This window comes from Brevibacillus sp. RS1.1 (assembly GCF_013284365.1).
GTDB lineage: Bacteria > Bacillota > Bacilli > Brevibacillales > Brevibacillaceae > Brevibacillus > Brevibacillus brevis_D.
Genome location: NZ_JABSVA010000002.1, coordinates 331,824 through 358,567 on the forward strand (window position 1 = coordinate 331,824; position 26,744 = coordinate 358,567).

Sequence of the window (26,744 nt, forward strand, 5' to 3'; positions counted from 1 at the left end):
CTAGATTTCCAAATAGGGACCGGACTGAGGAGGATGTCCGCCCGCGACTGATCCGTAACGAGGAGGATGATAAGCCTGTTCTGGTGTTAATTCAGGGAAACCGGATTGAAGAAGTAAGTCGCGTCTTACAAAAAAAGCGTTGACGCCCTTTGAATCTGTCCCCACCAAGGCATATCCCAAGCTGGTTCCCAAAATGGCCAGGGAACTCAAGCTGGCACCATAGTAGGTATTGCCACCCCATTTAAAATCCGGTTGATACACGATCACCATTTTTTGTGGAGGCGGAAAAGCCGCATTGTACTCAATAACGACAAGTCTCGGGGTGTAAGCAGAAAGAGCTTGCCATACCCAGTAGTCATTGCCGTCAATGTCGATAGAGAGCAGATCAAATTCTTTTTGGACACCATTTTTTTCGAATAAACCAGCAATATTTTCTCTCGTGATTAACTCATTCTTGATGATGACCTGGGGATAGGCAGCATAATCCGCAGACATTTTATTGCAGCTGTTCAGGTCGCCTTCCATCGCCAATCCGCTCCATCCATGCTGCGTGACGAGATTTTTTATCAAGCATTCCGAGCCATCGCCAACCCCGAATTCTACACAATAGCGATTCGTAGTTCCGATTCGCGAAAATATTTCTTCAATGATGCCGTCCTCTCCATTTTGAGAATACACTTGCCTTTCATATCGGTTTAACAGATCCATTCTCTCCATGCCTCCATTCACAACGTCCCTCTTTTCGTATCTTATTTATCTTTTTGCGGATACGATTGGTCATTCAATGAACAGGCCGCAAAACAGGCTATTTGCATGGTTTCAAGGCCCTCCTCGGGACAATATATTAGGATAGAGTTTATCAATAGGAGCCTAGCAGGCATTTTGTAAGACAGAGGAGATGTATAATTGTGAGTTTGCCCATCGTGTTTATTCACAGAACGGCTGAAGAGCATGTAGGATTATGCATGCAACAGGCGAAATACAGCAACCCTTCTTCTCGTGTCATTCTTATCGGGAGCCCAGAAAACAAGTATCTTTCTACCGGAAATACAGAGCACTTCCTGTTGAGTCATTTCTACCAAAGCGCCCAAGCTTTCTCTCATGTTTACAAGCACTCCACTTCCAACACCTACGAATACAATCTGTTTTGCTTCCAACGCTGGTTTATTTTGCGCGATTTTATGAGGAATCAAGGGATAGAACGTTGCTGTTATCTGGACTCGGACGTCATGCTATTCACCGATATCAGCAAGCGATACAACGAGGAGTTCGATGACTTTACATTTGAGTATACCTGGACGACTGTATGCGATCTGGAAAAACTCAATCAATTTTGCGATTACGCGACCAAATTTTTTCGCGACCCTCTTCACTACGAGACTCTGCTTCAATTCGCAAAAGAAATCGGAGATGTCCCCATTTCCGACATGGTATTGTTTATCCTGTTTCACAATTACGCGCTTCGCCGTAAAGCTACGTATGGTATAGTCGCCAACGGCTTTTTCGATCATAATCTCAACTGTCCTTTTGCTCCATCCTGCCCGCAGGCTGACAGTCAAGATGGGAAGAAGCAGATTTATCAAAAGGCTGGTGCTCTTTTTTGCAAAATAACGGGCACGACTGACTACCTTCCTGCTCATTCCTTGCATTTTCAAGGACACGCAAAAGCCTATATCCCCTTCTTTGGCTCACAGGCTATCCCGAACACAGATGATTTCATGTTTTTCGACTATGCGACCTGCAAATGGGTGCATGCCGAGCCCTGATCCCCATAAAATTCCCTCTGGAAACGAGCTGTACGCCGTGCCATTTTTCACGTTTTTCCATATTCATAATATGTTAAGCTGTTCATCCTTCGCTACGAGCATCATGGACAGGGGGGATTCGACTCATGAAGGCATTGATTACCGGAGTAACGGGATTTGCCGGCAGTCACTTGGCTGAGTATCTACTGTCGCGGGGAGATGTAGATGTTTACGGTACATTCCGGTCCCTTACCAAAAAGGAGCAGCTGGGGCACCTGATAGACCGCGTGCATATGGAAAACTGTGAATTAAAAGATCCCCAATCTGTAAATGAACTCATCCAGAGAATAAAACCTGATCTCATTTTTCACCTGGCTGCCCAAAGCTTCGTCCCCACCTCGTTGTCATCTCCTGCGGATACGATGGTGAACAATATTGTCCCACAGTTACATTTGTTCGAGGCGGTACGCAACCATGCTGTTGCTTGCAAAATTCAAATCGCATGCTCCAGTGAGGAGTACGGTTTGGTTTATCCGGAGGAAATCCCCATAAAGGAGACCAACCCACTCCGTCCTCTTAATCCATACGCGGTCAGTAAAATCGCCCAGGATTATCTCGGATATCAATACCACCACAGTTACGGTCTGGCGATCATCCGTACACGTACGTTTCATCATACAGGTCCGCGAAGAGGCGAAAGCTATGTGACCTCCAATTTTGCCAAACAAATTGCCCAGATTGAGCTTGGTCTGCAAGAGCCAAAAGTGCATGTCGGCAATCTTGAGGCCATTCGAGACTTCACGGATGTGCGGGATATTGTCAAGGCGTATTGGTTGGCGATTACCCGAGGTGAACCAGGCGATGTCTACAATATTTCCGCGGGTACTCGCTACACCATCGAGGACATGTTGAAGACACTACTGGCCTTGACCGATGTGCAGGTAGAAATACATGTAGACACCAATCGGTTGCGCCCCTCTGATGTGGACATTGTATTGGGAGACTCTTCGCTGTTCCGAGAAAAGACGGGATGGGAGCCTGAGATCTCCTTCCAGCAAACGATGGAAGATTTGTTGAATTACTGGCGCTCTGTACTACGCCAACAGATCACCCCTTGAAAACGTCGAGTGGATGAGTAGAAAAAATCAGGAGGGAACTTCTTATGTCCATGCAATCCCTTCCTCTCGTCAGTGTCATCACCCCTTCGTACAATCAGGCAAAATTTATCAAACGAACAATCGAAAGTGTACTGACACAGGACTATCCCCATATTGAGCATATTGTGGTAGATGGCGCCTCCACTGACGGTACACAGAATATTTTGCAGCAGTACAGCCACCTGGCAGACCGCTTCCGCTACGTTTCCGAACCAGATCGCGGCCAATCCCATGCCATTAATAAAGGATTACAAATGGCACGTGGCGAGATTATCGGTTGGCTCAATTCAGATGATACGTATTTCCCCGGTGCCATTCGAAAAGCTGTGACAGCCTTGCAGCAAAATCCCGATTGGGGCGTGGTATACGGTAAAGGGCTCCACATTGATGAGGATGACAAAGTAAAATATCCGTACATTTGGGTGGAGTTTGACAGAAAAAAATTGTTTCATTTCAACATCATCTGCCAACCCGCTGCTTTCCTGCGAAAGCATGCCTTTGAAGCAGTTGGTGGTGTAAATGAAGAACACGACTGGTGCATGGATTACGATTTGTGGAACCGGATTTCCCTGCATTATCCGATTGGAACGATACCGGAATTCTTGGCTAACTCACGCTTATATGACGCATGCAAAACGTTTGTCTATGAATTGGAGCCAGGGTTTTCCGAAATTTTGAAAACAAGCGTGAAGCATCATGGCACCATCTCAAATGAATGGCTCTATCACTATACGCAGAATCATTACAAGCAAGGAGCCTTTTGGTTTCTCAATAAACTAAAAGCGTATCATGCTTTCGGGCCCTCTCCCCAAATCATCGCATCCAACCGTTACTCGGACTCATGGGCTCCCCAAAACCTGCGAATGACCATCGAAGCCAGCCATGGACCGATGAACGCTTTGCTTATCAAAGGAAGCAATCAAGATATCGCCCCCCTTCTTCATTTCCATGTCATGAGGAATGGAAAATTCGTATACAAATTCCAAGTTACCCAAGGGCGTTTTCAAGTCGTGATTCCCATTACCTCAGAGGGACAGCAATGTGAAGTGAGTATTTTTTGCAGCCAGCAGATTCTTCAGAACCACCCCAACATTCCTGAAGTCAAACGCTCTGTCAGCTACCACCTGGAAGAAGTCCTCCCGCTTTCCTATGAGGAGTACCAATTTTATCAGGAATTTACCAAAGGCAAGGCCCAGATCGAAAATTGGGTAAATCGCAGAGTCCCTTCGCCTCGAATTTGAATGCGGACGAGAAAGGCAGGTTGACAAGAATTGAATCTGGCGAAAAAACGGATTGTGGTTACGGGTGGATCAGGATTTCTAGGAAGCCACGTCGTTCATCATTTGCGCAAGCTGGACTGTACGGACATCTTCATCCCTAGAAGCCATGAATACGATCTTCGCAAAGAACATGATGTGAACAAGATGTTGCAGGATTTCCGTCCTGATATCATTCTTCACTTGGCTGCCGTCGTTGGCGGAATCGGCGCTAATCAAAAAAATCCCGGGAAATACTTTTACGATAATTTGATCATGGGGACTCAGCTCATGGAGCAATCCCGTTTATTCGGTGTCGAAAAATTTGTAGCTATCGGAACCATTTGCTCCTACCCGAAATATGCTTCTGTACCGTTCCAGGAAGAAGATATATGGAATGGTTACCCTGAAGAAACCAATGCTCCGTATGGCTTAGCCAAGAAAATGATGCTGGTGCAATCACAAGCCTATCGCGAGCAATACGGGTTCAATTCCATTTATTTGCTCCCTGTCAATTTGTACGGCCCAGGCGACAACTTCGATTTGGAAACCTCACACGTCATCCCTGCCATCATTCGAAAATGCGTAGATGCTATTCGCAATGACGAGAAGAAGATCGTTCTCTGGGGAACAGGCAGCGTCACACGCGAGTTCATCTATGTCGAGGATGCGGCACAGGCGATTATTGCGGCAACCATGAACTATGATCAATCCGAACCGGTCAATATCGGTTCTGGTCAAGAAATCTCCATCAAAAGCTTAGCAGAAACGATCAAGCAGCTAAGCGGCTTCCAAGGAGAGATCGAATGGGATAAAACCAAGCCAGACGGACAGCCGCGCCGCCTTTTAGATGTGACCAAAGCAAAAGAGCATTTCGGCTTCGTGGCACAAACGTCCTTACTCGCTGGCTTGGAGAAAACGATCACTTGGTACATGGCACATCCTCACGTGCAAGGGAGGATCCCTACATGAGAGTCGGAATAAACCTGATGTCAGTGATTCCTGGCAAAATCGGCGGGATGGAGCAGTATGTCAGGAACTTGCTGGCCTACTCGATGAATGCTGGGGATGGCCATCAGTGGTTTCTTTTTTTATCCTCACACAATTTCCATACCTTTGAGGCGCAAAAAAATGTGCGCAAATTCATGGTCCCTGACCACGGTAATGCACACGCGATGCTTCATTTCTGGATAAACTCCCTGCAGTTGAATTTGTGGTTTTGCCCGCTGCTTGTATTGAATCCAGCCGATGTCACAATCCCTTCTGTGATCAACATTCCTGATATCCAGCACGAGTATTACCCGGAGTTTTTCGATGCACATTCCTTGCGTTGGCGACTAGACAACTACAAATCGTCTGCAGAGCGTTGTAGTGCCGTGCTGACGCTGTCGGAGTTTTCCAAACAAACCATCCTCCAAAAATTCGGGCTTGCTCCGCATAAAGTACATGCGATCCACCTGGATGCCTCCCGGGAATTTTCCTTGCCGCATAATGAGGCACTCAACCAACAGGTCATACAAAAGTATAAGCTGCCCAGCGAATACGGCTTTTTCCCCGCGAATACATGGCATCACAAAAATCACCTGAATGTATTCAAAGCACTTGTCACTTTGCGGGATAAACACCAAATCCGAATTCCCATGGTTTTCACCGGTTTTGCTCAAGAAGCTCATCAAAACGTCATGAATTACATCACAAATAACCAGCTATGGGACCAAGTCAAATGGCTTCATTACGTACCGCAGGAAGAGATGCCTTACTTGTATCGGAATGCCCAGTTTCTTTGCTTCCCTTCCCTCTTCGAAGGCTTTGGCATTCCGTTGGTAGAAGCCATGAAGTCCAACATTCCAATTGTTTGCTCCAATGCAGGGAGCATTCCTGAGGTGGTGGGTGACGCTGCTCTCACCTTCGACCCGAATATTTCCGATGATATCGCGGTGAAGCTCGCCCATATTTATCTGACACCTGAGGCACGAGCAGACCTGGTTGCCAAAGGCATCCATCAAGCCAAGCATTTTTCGTGGGAGAAATGCGCGCGCGAAACTTTGGCTGTCTTTTCTTCCGTCGCACGCTAATGTCATTTGAAAGGAGGTCATCCTTGTATGTCACGCATGCAGCAAATTCGGGATACGTGGAGGAAGGAGCGCCGAATCCCGTTTCCGTTAACCGAACAAGAAACTTGGGATTTTTGGCTGTTGGAAGCACCGACAAACGATTTGAAAAAGTCGAAGATCAAGCATATCGCAAAAACGATGGGCATCCGCACCTTGATCGAGACAGGTACGTTTAAGGGCGACATGTTGCAAGCAATGAAACACCATTTCGACTTGCTTGTTTCCATCGAGCTGGATGAAGCATTGTTTATCGCGGCAAAAGAGAGATTCTCAGGCGACAGCCACATCCATATCCTCCACGGTGACAGTGGAAAAGTATTGAGCAACCTGATGCACTCTGTTACATCACCTTGCCTGTTTTGGCTGGACGGTCATTACATCCCGCGCTCAACGGAGGCAGCCAAGGGGGACCTGGACACCCCTATCTTGCATGAGCTGGCTGCCATTTTGCAGCATTCTGTTTATAATCACGTCATTTTGATTGATGATGCTCGTTGCTTTATTGGTCCCAATCCATTGTTGAAAGATTATCCTACTATCCAAGAACTACGAGAATTCGTTCATTCTCTTCGTCCCGACCTCTTATTCGTCGTAGGAAATGACATCATCATGATCTACAATCCACTTGAAGGAGCAACAAATTCGATGAAGAAAGTTGACTTTCACCTGCCGTTTGACAATCAAACCTTTACCGTCTATGGGGACGACTCTGATCAAAGCGTCCTGTATTTTATGGAGTATTACAAAGGGTACTATGAAGACTACGTTATCCATCCTCTGAAAAAAATCGTACAACCTGACCATGTTTGCCTAGACATCGGAGCGAACATCGGTGCGATCTCGCTCGCCCTAAGCTATCTCGCGCCTCAAGGCAAGGTGTACGCATTTGAACCCTCCGATGTCAATTATCCTTATCTCCTGCGAAATCTTGCCGAGAATCACATCACCAATGTCGAGCCACTCCAGCTGGGAATAGCCGATCGCAACGGGAACATTCATTTTAACGACGACCCGCGTGGGGGCGGATGGTCTTATATCCCGCATGAACCAGAGGCCGTGGAGAAATCCACCCAATTCATATCATGTGTCAGGCTGGATGACTGGGTAGAGCAGAATATGATCTCGCGCATCGACCTGATTAAAATTGACGTGGAAGGCTCTGAGGTCATCGTCTTGGAAAGTGCCATGCGAACGCTTAAGCAGTGGGACCCGGATGTGATCATTGAATTCAACCCTGAGAGCATCACGGAAAACTTCGGCAGACATCCACTCGTGCTCTACACATTGCTGGAGAAATTGTTTACCCATCTGTATATGTTTAAACGGGACAATACAGTGGTAAAGGTGAAGAACTACAACCACTTACTAGACGAAATGAAACCTTTTCACGCTGATCTGTTTTGCACAAACAAGACGTTCCTCAATTAAACGCACATGAAAAAACATGGCTGTAAGCTCGCCATGTTTTTTGTTGCGTTGCTATTTGAAAGTAGCCATTACCTTCCTCAATCCATCCTCCAGCTTCACTCGATGATTCCACCCTAGTGCTTGCAGCGATTGTGTATCTGCTTGTGAATGCATGATTTCCCTATCTGTATACGCAATCGATCCGAACCTCAAGACCGTGCTTGATTGTGTCATCTGATGAACCAGTTCTACAAACTCTCGTATCGAAGTAGCCGTACCTGTCCCTACCTGGTATTCCGTAAAGCCTGCGGGTAGATGAGCAGCATGCGCCAACAGCACGCGAAAGGCAGCAACAACATCCTCCACATAAATAAAGTCTCTTGCTTGCTTCCCTTCTGTAAGCCTTAGTTCAGGTTGATTTTCGAGACAGCTTTTGATGACAGAAGTGACAAATTTATTCGCATTGTCATAAGGGCCATACACATGCTCCAGCCTGACGTTGATGAATTGTAGGGGAGAGGTATCTGCTAGGCATTTTCCCCATTCTCGAAACTGACGCTTCGTCAAATTGTATGGTTGCAGATGCTTGGATAATCGGATGGGCGCACTGGAAAACGTATCTGTATTTAGAAAAACAGGGGTACCAAAGCGCATGGCCATATCCAGCAGTTTCAGCGGAAAGGTCACATTGGCATCTACCATCGTGGTAATGCTCTCGTTGTTTCGTCCATAACAGGTTGCCGTATGGATGATTGCGTCGATTCTCCCCTGCTCAAAAAAAGGAGCTTCCCATTGACCGCGATCCGCATCATACGTAATCAAATCAGGCAATATGTCCTGGATACGCGAGCAATCGGAAGTACTCCTTTTCAAGATAATGACAGTATGTCCGTCCAATCGCAGCGCTTTTACGAGCTGGCTTCCGAGAAAGCCTGTCGCGCCGGTCACTAGTATCTTCATTCGGGATCGCTCCCCTTCACCTGCTCTACAATCGTCTTATATCCAGTTCAAGTCGATGTTGTGAATTTGTTTTTCTTGCATGACCCTCCGAAAGTGATCGGCTTTCGTTTTCAAGCCTTCAATCAGCCATTCATGATTTTCTACGACGATTTTTTCGATTTGCAGGTGTAAATTTTGCTCTACGATTTTTTCCAACAGTTCAAATTCTGCCCCCTCAATATCTATTTTGATTAATTTGATCGGCCGATTGAGCATCTGGATGAACTGTGTCAAATCAATGACCTCTACTTCTACATACTTATGGGGATTCGTAACAGGATGATTGTTCAAAAGGGAAGAGGCGTAAGCAGACCCTGCCGGATCCGTATGGTAATGTTCGTGCAAATGCAAGCGGAGCTTATCGTTTTTATGCCAAACGGCTTTGTTGATACATATGACATTGGGATAGGCGCCTACCCTTTTTTTCAATTCCTCAAATACGTATGGATTCGGCTCAAACGCAAAGACGAGAGCGCCTTTATCCGCCATTTTTTGAGAAATGACCCCATAATTTGCCCCACAATCGATCGTTATGTCCCCGTATCCGATCGGAGAAAAAACTTCTTCACTGTTCTCGTTTAATCCGCCCACTCCTGCTTCCTCCTTATGTTCGGCTAGATGCCCATGCTGCCTTTCCGGATTTCCACAGTTCTTCCAAGTAGTTTTTATCTCGGAGCGTATCCATTGGCTGCCAAAAACCGGTATGCTTGAAGGCCATTAGTTGATTCGCCTTGGCCAATCCCTCCAACGGCTCTTTTTCCAATACCGTCTCATCACCCGCCATATAATCAAATACGCCTGGCTCCATGACAAAAAAACCAGCATTGATCCATCCGCCGTCCCCTTTTGGCTTCTCCTGGAATCCTGTTACGGTGTTCCCATTGGCAATATCCAATGCTCCGAATCTGCCTGGCGGTTGAGTCGTAGTGATCGTTGCGAGTTTTTTATGCGTGCGATGAAATTTTACCAGCTGTTCAATATTGATGTCGGATAAGCCATCTCCATACGTCAGCATGAATGTATCTTCTCCCACATACTTCTGTATCCGCTTCACCCTTCCACCTGTCCCTGTGTCTTTCCCCGTATCAATCAATGTGACTCGCCACGGAGCAGCATTGTGATTGTGAAAAGTGACCTGATTGTCGTTACGAAAATCAAACGTCACATCAGAATGGTGAAGGAAGTAGTGCGCAAAGTACTCCTTGATCATGTAGCCTTTGTACCCGAGACAGATGATGAAATCATGGAAACCGTACTTGGAATAAATGGACATGATATGACAAATGATGGGCCAATCACCGATCTCAATGAGCGGCTTCGGACGAAGATGCGTTTCTTCTCCAATGCGCGTGCCATACCCTCCTGCTAGGATGACGACTTTCATTGGCTTCCCTCCTTTCTCTGTTGTTCACTTGGCCTCATTGGTATACGCCGCGATTTGAGCCAAACAAATTTCTCTTACGTCTTGCTTTCGCTGATAAGCCTTCTGCCAAGAAATGATACTGTCCAAGGTCCGTTCGAGCGACCAGTTGGGCTTCCAGCCTATTACGCCTTTGGCTTTGGAACAGTCCAGCTTTAAATATTTGGCTTCGTGCCATTGTGGCTCGGTTCGCTCTGCTTCAAAACGAGCACCAGCCCCCCAACGCTCACACAATTGCCGGACGATCCACTCTACCGATCTGGCATCTTCCTCATTCGGACCAAAATTCCAGCTCTCGGAGTAATCCTTGCCATTCGCCCACATTTTTTCAGCGAGCATCAAGTACCCCTTCAAGGGCTCCAGGACGTGCTGCCACGGTCGAATTGCTTTTGGATTTCGGACGACGATGGTCTCTCCCTTTATCAAGGCACTTAGGCAATCCGGTATCAAGCGATCCATCGCCCAATCACCACCGCCTATCACATTGCCTGCTCGCGCTGTAGCAACGGCGACGCCATGCTGATGATACTGGTCAGGGTGGAAAAAAGCATAGCGATAGGAAGCAGTCACTTGCTCCGAACATGCTTTACTGTTGGAATACGGATCATAGCCGCCCAGCACATCCTGCTCACGGTATCCCCACACCCACTCCCGATTTTCATAAACCTTATCCGTCGTAACATTGATAATTGCTTTGATTTTCATTCCGTTTTGCACAGCCACTCTCGCCGCCTCGAGTACATTCACCGTACCCATGACATTGATTTCGAAGGTTTCCGCTGGATATTGATACGATAAACGCACCAGCGGCTGAGCGGCCATGTGAATGATGATATCCGGGTTTGCTTGGTTGATTGCTTTTTGAACACTTTCCTTCGATCTGACATCGTCAATGATTGAATCAACCAATGAACTGATTTGGGCGCACTCAAAAATACTCGGATTTGTTGGCGGCGACAGCGCATACCCCGTTACCTTCGCCCCCAAGTCATGCAGCCATAAGCACAGCCATGCGCCTTTGAAGCCTGTATGACCAGTGATCAACACTTTTTTGTCTCGCCAGAACGCAGGATCAATCATTGTGATCACCGTGCTTCCCAATCTGCTCCAGAATCGCTGACCACGTCATCCCAAGTCGAACGATATCTTCTTCTACCAGCTGACTGCCCATCTGTACCTCGATGAATGCCAGCTCAGTCGTAGCTTTGATTGCATGCTTGGCTCCTACCGGGATTTGCAATACGTCACCAGGTCCAACCTGGCTCAGCTGATCATCCAAAATGAACTCTCCGCTGCCCTCTACGATGATCCATACTTCGCTACGGTGGTGATGGTACTGATAGCTCAAATTTTTCCCGGCGTATACATGGATTTGTTTCGTTAATACTTCCCCCGCGTCTTCATTTTTCTGAAAATGCATAACCTGATACCATCCCCAGCGCCGCTCTTCATACATTGGGCGCTTTGTCCAATCCAAAGACAAATTTTTGACCATATGACTTTGTTCCTTGGAAGAAACGAGGATGCCATCCGGACTCGCCGCCACGATCGTATCCGATAGACCGATGGACACGATAGGGATGTCCAATTCGTTGATAACGTGCGTATTGGTGCAGCTCTCATCCAGCAAAACCTTACCAATTGTATTCCTGCTCATTTCTTCCGTGAGCGTATTCCACGTCCCTAGGTCCTTCCAGGCTCCCTCATACGGGAGAACGACTACTTTCTCTGCCTTTTCTACAATCTCATAGTCAAAGCTGATGGCAGGCATTTGGCTATATTGCTCAAGCATGCGGTTGTATTCAGTAGGCAATCCTTTTTGCTCCAATTCGCGAATCAGATAGCCCAATCGAAAAGCAAAAATTCCACAATTCCACAGGGCCTTCTTTTCTACTAAATCCTGCGCTTGCTCAAGGGACGGCTTTTCTTTGAAGCTTTTTACTTTTTGATAGGCATGAGGCCTTTTACCCTGATCCGATTGTGATTCTAGCTGTGGAACAATGTAGCCGTATTTCGTAGATGGATACGTAGGTTTCACTCCGATTAATGCGAGATTCGCGCCAGATTTGAGGATGACGTTCTCTAGCTCCTTGATCCTGTCCATGAAGCGGTCCTCAACGAATGGATCTACAGGCATGATGGCAATGACTTCATCCGGGTCCAATGTCAAAGCAGAGTACAAATAGGTTACCGCTAAAGCAATGGCAGGGAAGGTATCCCTTTTTTCCGGCTCCACGATCAAAGGAACGTCTTCACCTAGTTGGCTTTGAAGCAAATCAACATGTGAGCGGCCTGTTGAAATATAAACAGGCTCCGACCAATTGCGGGAGGCTAGCTGCCTCCACACTCGTTGTACCATCGCCTCTGGTTGGGCATGTGCATTGCCTATCAACTTCAAGAACTGTTTGGACCTGACATCATTGGAGAGCGGCCACAGCCTTTTCCCAGAACCACCCGATAGTAATATCAGTTTCACTCAGGCCACCTCGATCCGTTTATCGTGTTGTATGCACCATCTTATGCGTCTGTCGCAGTCGATGCTCTATCGTCCAATGAAAATGGTCAACTAACACGAGGAATGATAGAAGCCTATAGAAACTGAATCCAACGGTTAGAAATATAGTCGAAAATGTAAGAACCGGCTTGCGGGAGAGAGGGAGCCGTGAAAAACTTCATATGGTGCTTCGTATATCCTTGAAAATGAAGAGAAAACACTGGAAGATATCGCCCCGTTGCCTTATCCTTGCAGCACAGGACACCATTTATCGAGTAAATTTTCTTATAGCCGTACAAATTTTCCATTGATGTCGCCTGCTGAATATTCCCGTCAATTAAGCCATCCTGAAACAAGCCATTCGTGATTTGGTAACCCTTGAGCCGCTCAAGAAAGAGCAAGGCCAGCACCATATCCGTTATGAGAGGTTGATTGAATCGTACGTGTTCCTTTCTCCGCATGGTATATTGAACAACTTGCGCGAATGCAATCGGATTGGCAAAATGAGACTTCATGAACTCACAATATAGTTCCAACTTCTGCCTATCTACGAAATTTGTCCATACGAATTCCATCGTAAAGTTTTCAAAGCGCGGATGGTTCACGTCGGTAAACAGCATGACATCCGTATCGATATAACAGCATTTCGGAATCTGATGCCTTTCCATAAACGCCAACAAAATAAACCATCTTTGAAAACAAAACAGATTGTACTCATAGGGCATAAAATGAATATGTTTATAGACTCTCGTCATTTCACTAGCAGCAGGCATGTAATCGTCTATCATCTCATGAATGATCCCGTTCACGGCATACCTTCTGTTTCCCCCGTTCCCTATCAGATAGACAGGCGAATGGGGATTACTTCTTTTCGCTTGCTGCAAGCTGTATGTGAGATAATCATCGTCCCCCCGATGGATGATCACGATGGGCAAGGGCATACTCTTTCCGCCTCCTTTTTCTCCCCATACTTTATGTATGTGACAGACAACGAGAAACGGGCATATGCCTTTTTTCCGAAAACCTCCTTGTTGCCAAGCAACTTTAGACGTGAATAGGACGAAATTAATGCATTTATATCATTTCCCCCAGCACGGTCCGAACATATCGTATAGGGCAAGCACTCTGCAGTGGAGGGGGACATGTCGATGGGAAGATTTTGGACAGATCAGGAAATCCTCGATGAGATCAACAAACGACGATGGTACCATAAAATCGAGTTGCGACCTGGTATTGTCACTCCCGGGATTACGCTTCTGGAAAATATATGGAATATGACGAGACAATCCAGAGAATACATCCCATATTCGGGGAAACGCGTTCTTGATCTGGCTAGCTTTGACGGTATGTGGGCTTTTGAAGCGGAGCAGCGAGGGGCAAGTCTTGTCGTGGCTACGGATTGTATGCAGCCGCTCTATTTGAATTTTGAGTTTTGCAAGAACATCCTGCAAAGCAAAGTTTTGCCGCTGTACAATACCAGCCCTTACAAACTATGGGAAGGGCTGCAAGTTTTGCTGATGGACGATTTTATAGAACCACTGCCATTTCCTCAACAAATACGGCACAATCAATTTGATGTCGTCCAGCATCTTGGACTGCTCTATCATCTGCGCGATCCGATGTGGACATTGTCGCAATGCCGAAGCGTGATTAAGCCAGGTGGGCACCTCTTGTTGGAAACTGCCTGTATTCTGGATACGAATCAGTCCATCATGGTCTACAACGGAGCTCCTGGACAAATGAATCGGATTTATAAGGACGATACGACTTGGTGGTTGCCATCCGTACTTTGCATTGAGGAGATGCTGAAGAGCACGTTGTTTGAAGTTATTCCTGAATCGGTTCGGACCATCCCCTCTGGCAAAATAAACAATTACGATGCGGGTCGCATCAGCCTCGTGGCAAGAGCCATTCCTGGTAGCGCGATCGACCAGAATTGTCACGCGGAGTTACTCCGTATATTCCGCAATCCGGGGATCATTCCGGACTACCTGTAATATCCGGGGAATTTGAAATCGGGTGCACAAGATCGACGATGCTTGTGTACCCGATTTTCCATTCTTTCATAGTCTGATGGTAGTGCATGCATTTTTTATGATGGAAAGATGGGAGTGAATCTCGTGTCCCACTCACAGCAACCATTAGTGAGTATCATTACCCCCTCTTTTAACCAAGGCCGGTTTATTCGTGAGACGATAAATAGCATATTGACCCAGGACTATGCAAACCTTGAGCATATCGTGGTAGATGGAGGCTCGACTGACGATACGCTCTCCATCTTGCAAGAATATGCACAAAAAGATCCGCGCTTCCGTTATATTTCCGAACCGGATCGCGGACAGTCTCATGCGCTTAACAAAGGTCTGGCAATGGCAAGAGGGGAAATCATTGGCTGGCTGAATTCAGACGATACCTATGTACCCGGCGCCATCATGATGGCTGTTCACGCTTTTGCGAGCAACCCGAGCTGGGGAATGCTTCACGGCAATTGCCAAGTGATGAACGAGTACGGTCAAGTATCTAGCACCTACCCGTCCGAACAGGCTGATTCCAAGAAGCTGTATCAGAGCTGCGTGATTTGCCAGCCATCCGCTTTCATCAGGACCCACGTTTTCAGGCATATGGGGGGCGTGGATGAAAAATTGCAATTTTGCATGGATTACGACCTGTGGATGCGCATCGCCAAATTTTATCCCATCGGTTATGTGCCTCACTACTTAGGAAACGCCCGAATCCACACGACCTGCAAATCAGCTACACAATGGCATTCTGTCGGCGTACCTGAAGTATTGCGTTCACTAGCGAAAAATTATTCGTCCATCCCCAGCCATTGGATATCGTACGTCCCACACTACAAAGGCATGGGTGTACTCGACCTATTGAGGATCTATAAGTCCTTTCCATCTAATACAACCAGAATTACAAGCATGAACCGGGGGATGGACTTGTGGGCGCCTCCTGTCCTGCGTGCGATTGTCGAATCAGATCCATCTGCACCGGCTCAAATGTTGTTAGTGAAGGGCAAAGTCCCTGGCTCCCCTGCAAAATTGCCAAAGCCCATTGTTTTGACTGCGCTCGTGAATGGCGTAAACGTAAAAAGCTACACCGTTGATAAACCCACCTTTGCCCTCGAAATCCCACTCGATCCGAATGCCACGACACACCGTGTGGACATCGCTTCTTCTAGTGTCGGTGTACCGAACACCCCGCAAGTCCAGCAAAGAATCGTGGGTGGATACATGGCCGAAGAGATTATTCCTCTTTCGTATGACGAAGTGATCGTGTACAGAATTTTTTCAAGGAGTTAACCATTCAACTCGTATATAGCTTCGTTTCAATGACAGCCGCCGCTCCGGCTATGGCAAGCAGGAGCAGCAACGGATAGGCGGCTGGCACATACATATACAACCCCACGATCAAGGCCCCCACCCAAATTCCCACGCACCAATGGCAGCTCAATAATCTGCCTATCCATTGGCGCACCCTTCCGCCTTTAAATTGAAAGTCCCGAACCATTTGCCCCGACTCGTCGGGTACATAGAACACCTGGTAAAATGGGTTTCGCAAAAAAGACGTGATCTCATCAAAAACAATCAAATGCGTGAGACGAAAGCTTGCCAGCACGAGAATGATTAGGTCGATCCAAGAGAGGTCAAACATTCCACCTCCACCTCTTTCCAATATTTTGTGCTTTTCTCATTTGTTCCACATTTAGTACCATTGTGGTGCGACAAAACAGAGAAAGGCGTGATGAGATGAATCGCAACATAAAGAAAATGGCAACCATCCTTTCCCTGTCCGTCCTCGTTACCATGATCGGACAACCTGCATTTGCGAAAACAAGCTTTACCTCTTTGAAAAAAGGGATGAAGAACTCGCGCGTGCTTGAAGTGGAAAAGATGCTCGATGCACTCCATTACGACTACAAGCTGGTAGTGGACAAGACATACAATAGCTACACAGTTTATAACGTCAAAGCTTTTCAGAAAAAATACAAGCTGCCGCAAACCGGAATTGTAAACAAAACCACCTACGATAAACTGACGAGCGTGTACCAAGCTCGCAAGCAAGTGCAGCCAACACAACCAGCACAGCCAAGCACACCGTCCAAGCCTAGCAATCCTGCTGAGTCCAATGATTACGCTACGCTAAAATTGGATGCTAGCGGTGAACGCGTGAAGGAATTGCAAACGATGCTCGCTGGCCTCGGTTACAAAGTAACAGCATCGGGACAATTCGATGAATCTACACGTTTTGCCGTCATGCTGTTCCAGTCGCGCAATAAACAAACCTTGACTGGTGAAGCCGATGCCAAAACTTATACAGCCATTCAAACGCAATACAAGAACAATCCCGTGCAGCCCAAACCAGATACGAAGCCAACCACTCCAACAAATCCACCGACTCCCGTAACACCTAACAAGCCTGAGCAGCCGCAAAACCCTGGTGCTGACGCGCAAGTTCCTCTACCCGCTGGTTTGACGGCTGAGGAAAAAGAAATGGTTCAGCTCGTGAATCAAGAGCGCACCAGCCGCGGACTCGCACCCTATCAAGTGGACATGCAGTTGGAGAACGTTGCACGTGTAAAAGCTCAAGAGATGGTAAACAAAGGCTACTTTAGCCACACCTCTCCCACTTACGGCTCACCGTTTCAAATGATGGACACTTTTGGTATTCGCTATTTGGCTGCTGCTGAAAATATTGCCCAAAACAATTCTGTAAGCAGCGCTCATCAAATGTTCATGAATTCCTCTGGGCACAAAGCTAATATCATGAATCCAACATACGACTACGTTGCCATTGCTGTTGTAAATGGCGGTCCGTACGGGAAAACGTTCGTACAAATGTTCTTGAAAAAATAAAGGCGCGGAACGGAAAAGCCATCATTTCTTCTGAAATGGTGGCTTTTCTTCTCTATTAGAACGACACGGCGATCCGGTTATTGGCGGAAAAGTGTACGGTCTGATCGTTGCACAGCACGACACCCTCGACGACGATTCCCTTCCCCGCTTCTTGTTTCAAAAATGAAATCTGGAAATTCTGGAAGGATTCCGTCGATTCCGGTGCAATGGTTACAGGCTGGATCGGCGCTATCCAATATTCCCCTCTCTCCATCGCTTGGGCAAACCAATCGTCTTCCAAGTATCTCCATCCTTTTAAACCCGATGTACCTTGCACGGCCATCGTCTCCACGAGCTTCGGCGGCAATACCTGGCCTCCCATTTTGATCGAATCGACAGGTGAAACACGCAGGCAAACGATTGGATTTTTCAGTTCAACGTTCCCCGTATTTTTCACCTGAAGCGTCCCAATCAACAGGTACGGCTTCTCAGCTGATTCTGAGTGAATCAACGTGTAATCAAAATACACTTCTGCCGCTGTACGCGTTTCAACCTGTTCTGGCACTTCTTCGACCGGGTGAATGGTCACTACTTGATCCAGCAGTTCTTCTTCTGCCAAGATCATCAGCTCTTCCCGTTCACTGTCTGATTCACTGTTTCCTTCTATATTTGAGTCACTGTCCTCAGCACTCGACTGGTTACTTTCCTGAATCGTGCTTTGTTCCTCTACCCATGGCTTTTCATCTGCTCCCTGCTGACTTTCGTTGTCAGAGGTAATGAGCATGGTGGAATAAAACAGCTTTAAAATAGTGGGTGGTAAAAACGCCATTGGTTGAATGTGCAATCCATTTTGGAAATACTCCAAAACCCCTGACGCTAAATGTAGCGCAATTTTTTCCGCATAGAGCTTACGCTTGCTCACTTCCGTAAAAAGCGGCAACTGCAACTGGATGTGAACGATCAATGGTTGCTTTTGGTTTTTGGTTACTTTGTAGTGACACGGGATTCCAGACTGCTGCAATTCTGCACGCAAACACTTGACCAGGTCTTGCCGCTTTTCATCCTCCGACTGAAAGAAAATCAGTCTTGGCTTTTCCAGGACTCTCATTTCCTTCAAGCTGAAACGTATAGCGACATCCGTATTTTTCGCCAGAGACGGATTGTTTTGGCTAATGACAACTTCCATCCCGCTATCAGAAAGAAATTTTTGAACGTTCCCCAATACCTCCCACTCATAGGCAGTTCCTCCTCCTGAAGATATGCCTGTAAAGAGAACGCAAACTTTTCCTTTCAACCCCGAATCCAGGTCAACTCTTTTATTCGTCGAATCCCACTTCAATTGAAAGCCATTTTGCTTGCAAAATAAACGAAACGCTGGCAGAGCCGCGTACGGCATGGTCCCGCCACGTTGACCACTGTAATATACCTCAACATCCATTCCCATCTCTCCTCACGAAACTTTCCGTCAGTCCGCGATATTGTATGAATGCCCAGTGTCCAAAGTGAACATTTTTGGCGATGACTGTTCCGAAGAAACGCTTTGCGCATACGATGCTACAGAAAGGAGTGGTCATATGCCCACCTCACAAATGCCCCTAATCTCCATTATCATTCCTGTCAAAAATGAGGGGGACAATGTGCGTTCTACCATCACTTCCCTTTTGAATACAAGAACCACGTTTCCGTATGAAGTGATCGTAGTCGATGATGCCTCAACTGATAACGGTTGTCACTTTTTACAAGGCCAAGGGCAGAATGAAAAAATAAAATTAATCACGACAGAAGGCATTGGAGCTGCAGCAGCACGAAACTTAGGTGTGAATCATGCCCGTGGCAACTACTTCATTTTTTGCGATGCCCATCTGTCTTTTGAAAACTTTTGGATCGATCGCATGATGGAGCTCATTCTGACAAAGAAAGCCGATGGCGTTGCTCCCGGAATCGCTTCCATGACAGAGCCACATAAAATCGGATATGGGCAAAATCTGAATCAGAAGCTCGAAATCACCTGGTATCCAAAGCCAACAGGCCCTTCACCGGTTGCGATATTGCCAGGGGGTTGCTTCCTGGTCACCCGTGAAGCTTTTATGAAGATCGGGGGTTTTGACCGTGGTTTTCGCATTTGGGGATTTGAAGATATCGAATTTTCCATTAAGATGTGGCTCTTTGGGTATACGTGTATGGTCCAGCCATCCGTAAAAATCTTGCATTTGTTTAGGCAAGTTCACCCTTACACAGTTGCACATGAGCACATTTATTACAATATGCTTCGAATGGCGTACAGCCATTTTAACGAGCGGCGGATTGAGGCTGCGAAAAAACTTGTGCTCTACGCAAATGCGAGTGAAATTGCGGATGATGTGCTGACTTGCGGAGCTGCTGCTCAGCGTGTTCGATACACTTCCCAAAGAAAATTCGACGACAATTGGTTCTTCCAAAAATTCCAAATTCCTTTCTGACAAGATAGTGACCTAAAAAATAGGCGCATGCTCAACATGCCAAACTCCCGTTGCCCACATAGTATGTAACTGCAAAGCAAACTCCCTAGGAAAGGAAGGATTCTTACGGTGAAACATCACGTGAAGCCCATTATGGGTCGCCAGCTCCCTACACCGACGCCTACAGCAACTCCTCCTATATCGAACAACCTGCAGGAAGAGTGCATTCGCGTCAATAAGGTGTATGACTGGGTAGTATTAGCGAACAGCTACCGAAACAAGATTGCCCTTCCCGACGATTGTCAAGCTCTGGTAGACGCTGCCATTCGTGCTGGGCAAGATATCACGCTCTCCTGCGTTGAGCCAGTTTCTCCTGGTCCTACTTGCAGAGTCGTCAGTATTCGCCGCGAGAACATTACAGTCAATGGGACCACTGTTCGGGTCGGAGTCGTTCGCTTTGTGTTCGGAGCCACTGTGCTCGTTCGCGTTTTCGCAGACGGAACGCCTCTCTGCGAATTCACAACGACAGTGCAATTCGATCAGGAAGTCGTTCTCTGCTTGCCTGAACCGCTTGACGAGGACAATATCTTGTGCCGAATCAGTGCTTTCGAGTGCTCACCGACCGGTACTGTTCTCCTCGGAGGCATGGTTCAACTCGACGTCATTGTCTGCGTAGAAATCCAAGTAGAAGCAGAAGTTAAACTGGAAGTATTGGCGAAATTCTGCTCTCCACGTCCAAACAGCATTCCAATTCCATCGCCAACGCCATCTTTCCGTTGCCCGCCGATTACATTCCCGCCACAATGCCCACCAATCTTCCCAGTACGCAACTGCGATTGCCAGGCGTCCGTCAACGCGTTGGTACCAAACGTTTCCATTTCTATTGGTATCCCACTCGCCGTTGCCGTCGGTACGATCCAGCTCATCGCAGATATCTGCCCAAGCTGCGATCCATCCAGCAGCTCGTTTACCTTTAACTTCTTTGATGCTCTCCTGCCTGATGTCCTTGGCGATCAAAGCTTCAGCTTCTCTCCAACGACTATCAGCTCTCCGACATGCATTACCGTACTGCCTATCCTGCCAATTGTGACAGGTCTGGTCGTAACAGGTACTGGTGTACGGACATTCACAGCAACAGGCGCACAAGAAACCCTGACCTACTCTCTGACACTCGCCGAAACAGGACTCGGCCTGCCAGACGTTATTATTCTCACACTCACCGACTCTTCTGGTGTTCTCGTCTTCAGCGCCACCATTACAGTCGTTCCGGACGAACAATTACTGGTTGCCGATTGCATCACGTTTGGGGATATTGTCATTACCACTCCATAAGAAAAAAAGATTCGTTTCCAATCAGGCGGGAGAAGACCACCACTTCTCCCGTTTTTTCTATAGAGGAACCGTCACTTCAATACAGGCACCAATTCCCACCCCGTACATATGTCTATATGGGTAAGCCAGACGGTAAAAGGAGGACAACACTGTGTACAAAAGGAGAATCTCCAATGCGAACAAGTCGAAAGAGAGAGAAAATGAGAAGCTCCTCCTGCTAAAAAAACAAGCACACTACTACGAAGAAAAAACAAAACAACTCATGCAAGAAGTGTGGCACCTACAAAAGCTGATCGAGGAAACATCCCAAAAAAACGAAACATATAGAGAGCAACTTGAACATCTGAACCAGAACCTCCACGATTTGGACAGCAAAGGGGCCGAATGGAAGCAGCGCTTGAACGATTCACAAGACATGCTTCAAGAAATGAAGGGCAAGCTCGACTACTACGAACATCTCTTGAAACAACGCGAAAATGCCATAACCGACCACCAGGAAACAGAGGCAAAACTAAAGCGTTCAATTGAGAGCTTGCAAACCGAGATCAGAGAACAACGAAAAGGTCCACGACTGGAAGAAATCATGTCCAAACATCAAGCCCAGGAAGCACACTTGCGCGAGCACATTGATTTGCTCCAGCGGCAAGTACAAAGCTACGAACAAAAAGAGGCACACTGGCAAAAGGCGTTACACGAGCAAGATCAGCAGCAGCTGAGTCAAATCGAGGAGATCCTGCATGAACGCCAGCAGCATTTAGACATGATCGCGCATCTGGAGCAGCAACAACTTACATGGAAACAAGCTTTGGATCATGCAAATGAAGAGTTTGAGAGTGCGCAGATAAGACAGCACGAGCAACTATCCAAAATTGAATCATTGAATCAGCAGTTGGAGGATGCACGGGCACGGGAAGAGCAAACACTCTCTAACCTACAGCAGCTTACAGTAGCAAGCGGAAATTGGGAGCAGCGGGAGCAGGAGCTACAGATGCGAGAACAAGAACTACAGGTGCGCGAGCAAAACCTCCACGCATTTGAGCATAGTCTCCAAGCTCACGAGCAGGAGCTGCACGATCTTGAACAAGAGCTGCGGGGGCAAGGGCAGGAACTGCAATCCCTATCGAGTAGCCTTGAGACGAAAGAGCAGGAGCTACACTCTCAGTCGCAACACTTACAAAAACGGGAGCAGAAACTGCTCGGTCTTGAACAAGAGCTTCAGACCGAATGGTTAGAACTGCATACGCAAGCGGATCACCTGCAGACCAAAGAACAGGAGCTGCTTGCCACAGATCAGAAGCTCGAGGCTAAGGAGCTGGAGCTGCATTCTCAGACACAAGAGCTTCAAGCACGACAGCAGGAACTTCTCGGTTTTGAACAAGAGTTGCACGGGCAAAACCGAGAACTGCAATCTTTAAAACATGACCTGCAGACCAAAGAACAAGAGCTGCTTGTTACTGAGCAAAAGCTCGAGACTAAGGAGCAAGATCTGCATTCTCAGACACAAGAGCTTCAAGTACGGCAGCAGGAACTTCTCGGTTTTGAACAAGAGTTGCACGGGCAAAACCAAGAACTGCAATCTTTAAAACATAACCTGCAGACCAAAGAACAAAAGCTGCTTGTTACTGAGCAAAAGCTCGAGGCTAAGGAGCTTGAGCTGCATTCTCAGACTCAAGAGTTTCAAGCACGGCGTCAGGAACTTCTCAGTCTTGAACAAGCGTTACAAGCGCAAGGACTAGAAATGCACGCTCAGGCACAAGACCTCAACTCACGTGAGCAGGAACTTCACGTTCTCAAACAAGAGCTTCAGACACAAGACCAAGAACTTCAATCCTTAAAGCATAACCTTGAGACGAAAGAACAACAGCTCCAGTCCCAAGAGCTAGTGCTGCATTCCCAAACACAAGACCTTAACTCACGAGAGCAGGAACTTCTTGATATCGAACAAGTGCTTCAGACAAAAGGCCAAGAACTTCAATCCCTAAAGCATAACCTGCAGACGCAAGAGCAACAGCTTCAGTCCAAAGAGTTTGAGCTGCATTCCCAAACGCAAGACCTCAACTCACGTGAACAAGAACTTCTTGAGCTCGAACAAGAACTTCAGACGCACAACCAAGAACTTCAATCCCTAGCTCAAAACCTGCAAACGAAAGAACAACAGCTTCAGTCCAAAGAGCTTGAGCTGCATTCCCAAACGCAAGGCCTCAACTCACGGGAACAAGAACTTCTCGAGCTCGAACAAGAGCTTCAAACACAAAGCCAAGAGCTTCAATCCCTAGCTCAAAACCTGCAAACGAAGGAACAACAGCTTCAGTCCAAAGAACTTGAGCTGCATTCCCAAACGCAAGGTCTCAACTCACGGGAGCAGGAACTTCTCGAGCTCGAACAAGAGCTTCAGACACAAGGCCAAGAACTTCAATCCCTAGCTCAAAACCTGCAAACGAAAGAACAACAGTTTCAGTCCAAAGAGCTTGAGCTGCATTCCCAAACGCAAGACCTCAACTCTCGAGAGCAGGAACTTCTTGATATCGAACAAGTGCTTCAGACACAAGGCCAAGAACTTCAATCCTTAAAGCATAACCTTGAGACAAAAGAACAACAGCTCCAGTCCAAAGAGCTTGAGCTGCATTCTCAAACGCAAGACCTCAACTCACGGGAGCAAGAACTTCTCGATATCGAACAAGTGCTTCAGACAAAAGGCCAAGAACTTCAATCCCTAAAACACAACCTTGAGACAAAAGAACAACAGCTCCAGTCTAAAGAGCTTGAGCTGCATTCCCAAACGCAAGACCTCAACTCACGTGAACAAGAGCTTCAATCCCTAGCTCAAAATCTGCAAACGAAAGAACAACAGCTCCAGTCCAAAGAACTTGAGCTGCATTCCCAAACGCAAGGCCTCAACTCACGGGAGCAGGAACTTCTCGAGCTCGAACAAGAGCTTCAGACGCAAAACCAAGAACTTCAATCCTTGGTTCAAAACCTGCAAACGAAAGAACAACAGCTCCAGTCCAAAGAGCTTGAGCTGCATTCCCAAACGCAAGGCCTCAACTCACGGGAACAAGAACTTCAATCCCTAGCTCAAAACCTGCAAACGAAAGAACAACAGCTCCAGTCCAAAGAGCTTGAGCTGCAATCCCAAGCGCAAGACCTCCACGGACGGGAGCAGGAAGTTCTCGAGCTCGAACAACAACTCCAGTCCAAAGAGCTAGTGCTGCATTCTCAAACGCAAGACCTCCATGCACGAGAACAAGAACTTCTCGAGCTCGAACAAGGACTTAAAGTTCAAGGGCAAGAGCTTCTCACCCAGACGCAATACCTTCAAGCTCGAGAGCAAGACCTATACACCCTTGAGCAAGAGCTACAAACGCGCGGGCAAGAACTTCACTCTCAGAATCATAACCTCCAGACAAAAGAACAAGAGCTGCTCGCTTTCAAACAAGAGCTTCAGGCCCGAGATCAAGAAATTCTCGAGCGGACGCGAGACCTTGAAGCACGTGAAGAAGAACTAAACGATGTTGAACAAGAGCTCCAGGCCCAAGGAAAAAAACTACATGCTCATGCACAGGCCTTGCAGGTTCAAGAACAAGAGCTCAAGAGCCATGAACAGGGGCTTCGGGATTGGGAACAAGCCAACCTCTCTCAGGAGCAAGCACTTTTAACGCAGAGCCAAGAACTACAGGTTCACGAACAAGGACTTCAATCCCGAGAGCAAGCGCTGCAGCTTCGCGGGGAAGAGCTTCTCTCTCATGAGCAGGAAATCCACTCCCACGAGCAAGAGCTACTCACGATGAAACAAGAGCTGAACGCCCGAGATCAAGAACTGCACAACCAAGAGCAGGAGCTGCACGCTCAAGCGAATACCTTACACACTCGTGAACAGGAGTTGCTTACTCGGGAGCAAGAACTAAACACACTAGAACAGGCACTACTCTCTTTGGAGCAAGAAATCCAAGCTCAAAGGCAAGGGCTGCAAACCCAGGAGCAGGAGCTACAAGTGCAGAATCAAGACATTTACACCCGAGAACAAGAACTCGAAGCGCAAAAACAAGATTTACGCACGAAAGAGCAAGAGCTAGAAGCCACTCGCCGTGAGATGTTGCAAAAAGCAATAGATCTCGAGCAAAGTTGGACAATAAAGCACGAAGAGACTTCTCAGCAATTAACGGAAGCTCTGCTTGAGCTGGAAGCAGCCCGGTTAACGAAAAATCAACTCGTCGCCGATTATAAAAAGCTGGCCGAATCGCATTCCCTGCATGAGCAAGAATTGCAGCAAAGCATCCAACAACGCGACGAAGAAATCCAACAAACACAAAACACTGTTAAGAGTCTCCATTCGGAGTTAAAAAAAGCTCAACAGCAATTAACCGATGCACAGGATCGTATCAAAGCTTTTCAGCAACAAGCCAAGGAAACCGATGAAAAGCTCTCGAACGTCTCTCTTCAAAAAAATAAATGGAACGAAGTACTGGAGAAAACAACCCAAAAATATGACTCTCTGTTAACAGAAAAGGAAAAAACCATTGAGCAGCTTACATCCCAGGAGCAAGTGTTGAAAAAGACGATAACCGGACTTAAAAACATGGTGAAAGAACACCAAAACAACGAAGAAAAATACAAGCAAATCATCAAGGAATTCACGCAAAAAGAAGCTCGATCCAATAAAGCCTTCAGTCAACTCCAGCAAAATGTCCAATTTCAGCCAAACACGCAATTTCAACCAAGCGCCCAATTCCACCCAAACACCCAATTCATGCCAAGCTCTGATCCCTCCACTCAACAGTTATCTTCATCTTCCACACCAGTAAAAATGCAGATGCCCTATCCCAAAAATGCCAACGAATTCAACCCGTTTCGTTGAAAAAGTGAAAATGTGCAAGAGCCGTTACCATGTGAATCTAACCTGAATACAACATAATACAGTCCAGAAAGGGAGGAAAAACCATGACCCCTGAACAAATGCGTGCACTGTATCATCAACGTCAACAACATCAAGTCCAACCTGCCCAGCGCCCATCGAAAATGCCGCGATCGCCATTGCCAAAATCCGGTCCGGTTCATAGAGTCCAACCGTCCGTCCAGACTAGAACAAGCGGAGGCTGCTGCGGCAGGCGTTGGCAGGGCTAATCTTTCAGAACCCCCCTTTTCCATGACCCGTACCGTCTGGGATGAGATCATCCGAGATTCCCTGGAGAAACGACCAAATGAAACGTGTGGATTGCTCTCCGGTAGAAATGGAAGTGCACAGAAGGTTTGGCGAATGGAAAATACGTTGAAAAGCCCGGTCGCCTTCGCTATGGACCCCAAGCAGATTCAACACGTTTTCCACGAAATGGCGTTGCGCGGGGAGCATTTGGTCGGGATCTACCACTCCCACCCTACTGCACCTCCCATTCCGTCACCTGAAGATATTGCTTACTGTCGCTACCCGGAGGTCGCGTATCTCATCGTTTCACTCGCTTCTCCACAACCAGTTCTCGGCTGTTTTCGAATTGAGGGGTCTTTTGCTCGGATGTATCCTTATACAGTCCGTAACTAGTGATCAAA

Annotated in this window: 23 protein-coding genes; 14 read left to right on the forward strand and 9 right to left on the reverse strand. The window is 47.1% G+C overall.

Features of this window, described 5'->3' with window-relative positions; translation table 11 throughout:
- Positions 1–708 (reverse strand): hypothetical protein, encoded by a 708-nt coding sequence (locus HP570_RS07140; RefSeq protein ID WP_012685476.1) that lies wholly within the window; start codon positions 706–708, stop codon positions 1–3.
- Positions 709–908: 200 nt separating this feature from the next.
- Between HP570_RS07140 and HP570_RS07145 the strand changes: the two genes are divergently transcribed.
- The 6 genes from HP570_RS07145 to HP570_RS07170 all read left to right on the forward strand — a co-directional run bounded on the left by HP570_RS07145 (position 909) and on the right by HP570_RS07170 (position 7,700).
- On the forward strand, positions 909–1,766 hold the full coding sequence (locus tag HP570_RS07145) for a hypothetical protein (RefSeq protein ID WP_012685475.1): 858 nt from the start codon (positions 909–911) through the stop codon (positions 1,764–1,766).
- A gap of 125 nt (positions 1,767–1,891) precedes the next feature.
- On the forward strand, positions 1,892–2,863 hold the full coding sequence (locus HP570_RS07150; protein WP_173625294.1) for a GDP-mannose 4,6-dehydratase: 972 nt from the start codon (positions 1,892–1,894) through the stop codon (positions 2,861–2,863).
- 44 nt (positions 2,864–2,907) lie between these two features.
- The gene (locus tag HP570_RS07155) at positions 2,908–4,143 is read left to right on the forward strand and encodes a glycosyltransferase family 2 protein (protein WP_173625295.1); all 1,236 of its coding nucleotides are present in this window, start codon (positions 2,908–2,910) and stop codon (positions 4,141–4,143) included.
- 30 nt (positions 4,144–4,173) lie between these two features.
- Positions 4,174–5,130, forward strand: a complete 957-nt coding sequence (locus HP570_RS07160; protein ID WP_173625296.1) for a GDP-L-fucose synthase family protein — start codon at positions 4,174–4,176, stop codon at positions 5,128–5,130.
- The gene (locus HP570_RS07165) at positions 5,127–6,233 is read left to right on the forward strand and encodes a glycosyltransferase family 4 protein (RefSeq protein WP_173625297.1); all 1,107 of its coding nucleotides are present in this window, start codon (positions 5,127–5,129) and stop codon (positions 6,231–6,233) included. Before HP570_RS07160 ends, HP570_RS07165 begins: the two co-directional genes overlap by 4 nt.
- Before the next feature lie 27 nt (positions 6,234–6,260).
- Positions 6,261–7,700, forward strand: coding sequence for an FkbM family methyltransferase (locus tag HP570_RS07170; RefSeq protein ID WP_173625298.1), 1,440 nt, complete (start codon positions 6,261–6,263; stop codon positions 7,698–7,700).
- 51 nt (positions 7,701–7,751) lie between these two features.
- On the opposite strand, the gene HP570_RS07175 is transcribed toward HP570_RS07170, so the two are convergent.
- The 6 genes from HP570_RS07175 to HP570_RS07200 form a co-directional block, all read right to left on the reverse strand.
- Entirely contained in the window at positions 7,752–8,639 is an 888-nt protein-coding gene (locus HP570_RS07175) for an NAD-dependent epimerase/dehydratase family protein (protein ID WP_173625299.1), read from the reverse strand.
- Positions 8,640–8,675: 36 nt separating this feature from the next.
- Positions 8,676–9,269, reverse strand: coding sequence for an FkbM family methyltransferase (locus HP570_RS07180; RefSeq protein WP_012685468.1), 594 nt, complete (start codon positions 9,267–9,269; stop codon positions 8,676–8,678).
- Positions 9,270–9,282: 13 nt separating this feature from the next.
- Positions 9,283–10,062 carry a glucose-1-phosphate cytidylyltransferase gene (rfbF, locus tag HP570_RS07185; protein WP_064200896.1) on the reverse strand — a complete coding sequence of 260 codons (780 nt, stop codon included), beginning with the start codon at positions 10,060–10,062 and terminating at the stop codon, positions 9,283–9,285.
- Positions 10,063–10,086: 24 nt separating this feature from the next.
- Positions 10,087–11,178, reverse strand: a complete 1,092-nt coding sequence (gene rfbG, locus HP570_RS07190) for a CDP-glucose 4,6-dehydratase (RefSeq protein ID WP_173625700.1) — start codon at positions 11,176–11,178, stop codon at positions 10,087–10,089.
- Positions 11,171–12,574, reverse strand: a complete 1,404-nt coding sequence (locus tag HP570_RS07195; protein WP_173625300.1) for a sugar phosphate nucleotidyltransferase — start codon at positions 12,572–12,574, stop codon at positions 11,171–11,173. The genes rfbG and HP570_RS07195 overlap by 8 nt, the downstream gene beginning before the upstream one ends.
- Positions 12,575–12,687: 113 nt before the next feature.
- Positions 12,688–13,533, reverse strand: a complete 846-nt coding sequence (locus tag HP570_RS07200) for a hypothetical protein (RefSeq protein WP_173625301.1) — start codon at positions 13,531–13,533, stop codon at positions 12,688–12,690.
- A 207-nt stretch (positions 13,534–13,740) separates the two neighbouring features.
- Here HP570_RS07200 and HP570_RS07205 point away from each other — a divergent pair, with 207 nt between their 5' ends.
- Together HP570_RS07205 and HP570_RS07210 are read left to right on the forward strand one after the other, a co-directional pair.
- Entirely contained in the window at positions 13,741–14,589 is an 849-nt protein-coding gene (locus HP570_RS07205; RefSeq protein WP_173625302.1) for a DUF1698 domain-containing protein, read from the forward strand.
- 123 nt (positions 14,590–14,712) lie between these two features.
- A complete protein-coding gene (locus HP570_RS07210) occupies positions 14,713–15,900 on the forward strand; it encodes a glycosyltransferase family 2 protein (protein WP_173625303.1) in 1,188 nt (395 codons plus the stop codon).
- Between the two features lie 4 nt (positions 15,901–15,904).
- Here HP570_RS07210 and HP570_RS07215 read toward each other — a convergent pair whose 3' ends face one another.
- A complete protein-coding gene (locus tag HP570_RS07215; RefSeq protein WP_012685460.1) occupies positions 15,905–16,252 on the reverse strand; it encodes a DUF1360 domain-containing protein in 348 nt (115 codons plus the stop codon).
- Between the two features lie 95 nt (positions 16,253–16,347).
- On the opposite strand from HP570_RS07215, the gene HP570_RS07220 reads away from it, so the two are divergent.
- Positions 16,348–17,454, forward strand: coding sequence for a peptidoglycan-binding protein (locus tag HP570_RS07220; protein ID WP_173625304.1), 1,107 nt, complete (start codon positions 16,348–16,350; stop codon positions 17,452–17,454).
- Between the two features lie 55 nt (positions 17,455–17,509).
- Here HP570_RS07220 and HP570_RS07225 read toward each other — a convergent pair whose 3' ends face one another.
- The gene (locus HP570_RS07225) at positions 17,510–18,871 is read right to left on the reverse strand and encodes a hypothetical protein (protein ID WP_173625305.1); all 1,362 of its coding nucleotides are present in this window, start codon (positions 18,869–18,871) and stop codon (positions 17,510–17,512) included.
- A gap of 136 nt (positions 18,872–19,007) precedes the next feature.
- Here HP570_RS07225 and HP570_RS07230 point away from each other — a divergent pair, with 136 nt between their 5' ends.
- The 5 genes from HP570_RS07230 to HP570_RS07245 all read left to right on the forward strand — a co-directional run bounded on the left by HP570_RS07230 (position 19,008) and on the right by HP570_RS07245 (position 26,736).
- On the forward strand, positions 19,008–19,892 hold the full coding sequence (locus HP570_RS07230) for a glycosyltransferase family 2 protein (protein ID WP_173625306.1): 885 nt from the start codon (positions 19,008–19,010) through the stop codon (positions 19,890–19,892).
- A 108-nt stretch (positions 19,893–20,000) separates the two neighbouring features.
- Positions 20,001–21,203 carry a BMQ_0737 family morphogenetic spore coat protein gene (locus tag HP570_RS07235; RefSeq protein ID WP_041749331.1) on the forward strand — a complete coding sequence of 401 codons (1,203 nt, stop codon included), beginning with the start codon at positions 20,001–20,003 and terminating at the stop codon, positions 21,201–21,203.
- Between the two features lie 151 nt (positions 21,204–21,354).
- On the forward strand, positions 21,355–26,058 hold the full coding sequence (locus HP570_RS07240; protein WP_173625307.1) for a hypothetical protein: 4,704 nt from the start codon (positions 21,355–21,357) through the stop codon (positions 26,056–26,058).
- An 83-nt stretch (positions 26,059–26,141) separates the two neighbouring features.
- Entirely contained in the window at positions 26,142–26,324 is a 183-nt protein-coding gene (locus HP570_RS29355; protein ID WP_217364556.1) for a hypothetical protein, read from the forward strand.
- Positions 26,325–26,346: 22 nt separating this feature from the next.
- Positions 26,347–26,736 carry a M67 family metallopeptidase gene (locus tag HP570_RS07245; protein WP_217364557.1) on the forward strand — a complete coding sequence of 130 codons (390 nt, stop codon included), beginning with the start codon at positions 26,347–26,349 and terminating at the stop codon, positions 26,734–26,736.
- Positions 26,737–26,744 lie beyond the last annotated feature (8 nt).

Bases quoted from the DNA above. Each gene is read 5' to 3' on its own strand.
- HP570_RS07140 (WP_012685476.1), bottom strand. From the start codon at position 708: ATGGATCTGTTAAACCGATATGAAAGGCAAGTGTATTCTCAAAATGGA.
- HP570_RS07150 (WP_173625294.1), top strand. From the start codon at position 1,892: ATGAAGGCATTGATTACCGGAGTAACGGGATTTGCCGGCAGTCACTTG.
- HP570_RS07155 (WP_173625295.1), top strand. From the start codon at position 2,908: ATGTCCATGCAATCCCTTCCTCTCGTCAGTGTCATCACCCCTTCGTAC.
- HP570_RS07165 (WP_173625297.1), top strand. From the start codon at position 5,127: ATGAGAGTCGGAATAAACCTGATGTCAGTGATTCCTGGCAAAATCGGC.
- HP570_RS07170 (WP_173625298.1), top strand. From the start codon at position 6,261: ATGTCACGCATGCAGCAAATTCGGGATACGTGGAGGAAGGAGCGCCGA.
- HP570_RS07175 (WP_173625299.1), bottom strand. From the start codon at position 8,639: ATGAAGATACTAGTGACCGGCGCGACAGGCTTTCTCGGAAGCCAGCTC.
- rfbF (WP_064200896.1), bottom strand. From the start codon at position 10,062: ATGAAAGTCGTCATCCTAGCAGGAGGGTATGGCACGCGCATTGGAGAA.
- rfbG (WP_173625700.1), bottom strand. From the start codon at position 11,178: ATGATTGATCCTGCGTTCTGGCGAGACAAAAAAGTGTTGATCACTGGT.
- HP570_RS07200 (WP_173625301.1), bottom strand. From the start codon at position 13,533: ATGCCCTTGCCCATCGTGATCATCCATCGGGGGGACGATGATTATCTC.
- HP570_RS07205 (WP_173625302.1), top strand. From the start codon at position 13,741: ATGGGAAGATTTTGGACAGATCAGGAAATCCTCGATGAGATCAACAAA.
- HP570_RS07215 (WP_012685460.1), bottom strand. From the start codon at position 16,252: ATGTTTGACCTCTCTTGGATCGACCTAATCATTCTCGTGCTGGCAAGC.
- HP570_RS07220 (WP_173625304.1), top strand. From the start codon at position 16,348: ATGAATCGCAACATAAAGAAAATGGCAACCATCCTTTCCCTGTCCGTC.
- HP570_RS07225 (WP_173625305.1), bottom strand. From the start codon at position 18,871: ATGGATGTTGAGGTATATTACAGTGGTCAACGTGGCGGGACCATGCCG.
- HP570_RS07230 (WP_173625306.1), top strand. From the start codon at position 19,008: ATGCCCACCTCACAAATGCCCCTAATCTCCATTATCATTCCTGTCAAA.
- HP570_RS29355 (WP_217364556.1), top strand. From the start codon at position 26,142: ATGACCCCTGAACAAATGCGTGCACTGTATCATCAACGTCAACAACAT.
- HP570_RS07245 (WP_217364557.1), top strand. From the start codon at position 26,347: ATGACCCGTACCGTCTGGGATGAGATCATCCGAGATTCCCTGGAGAAA.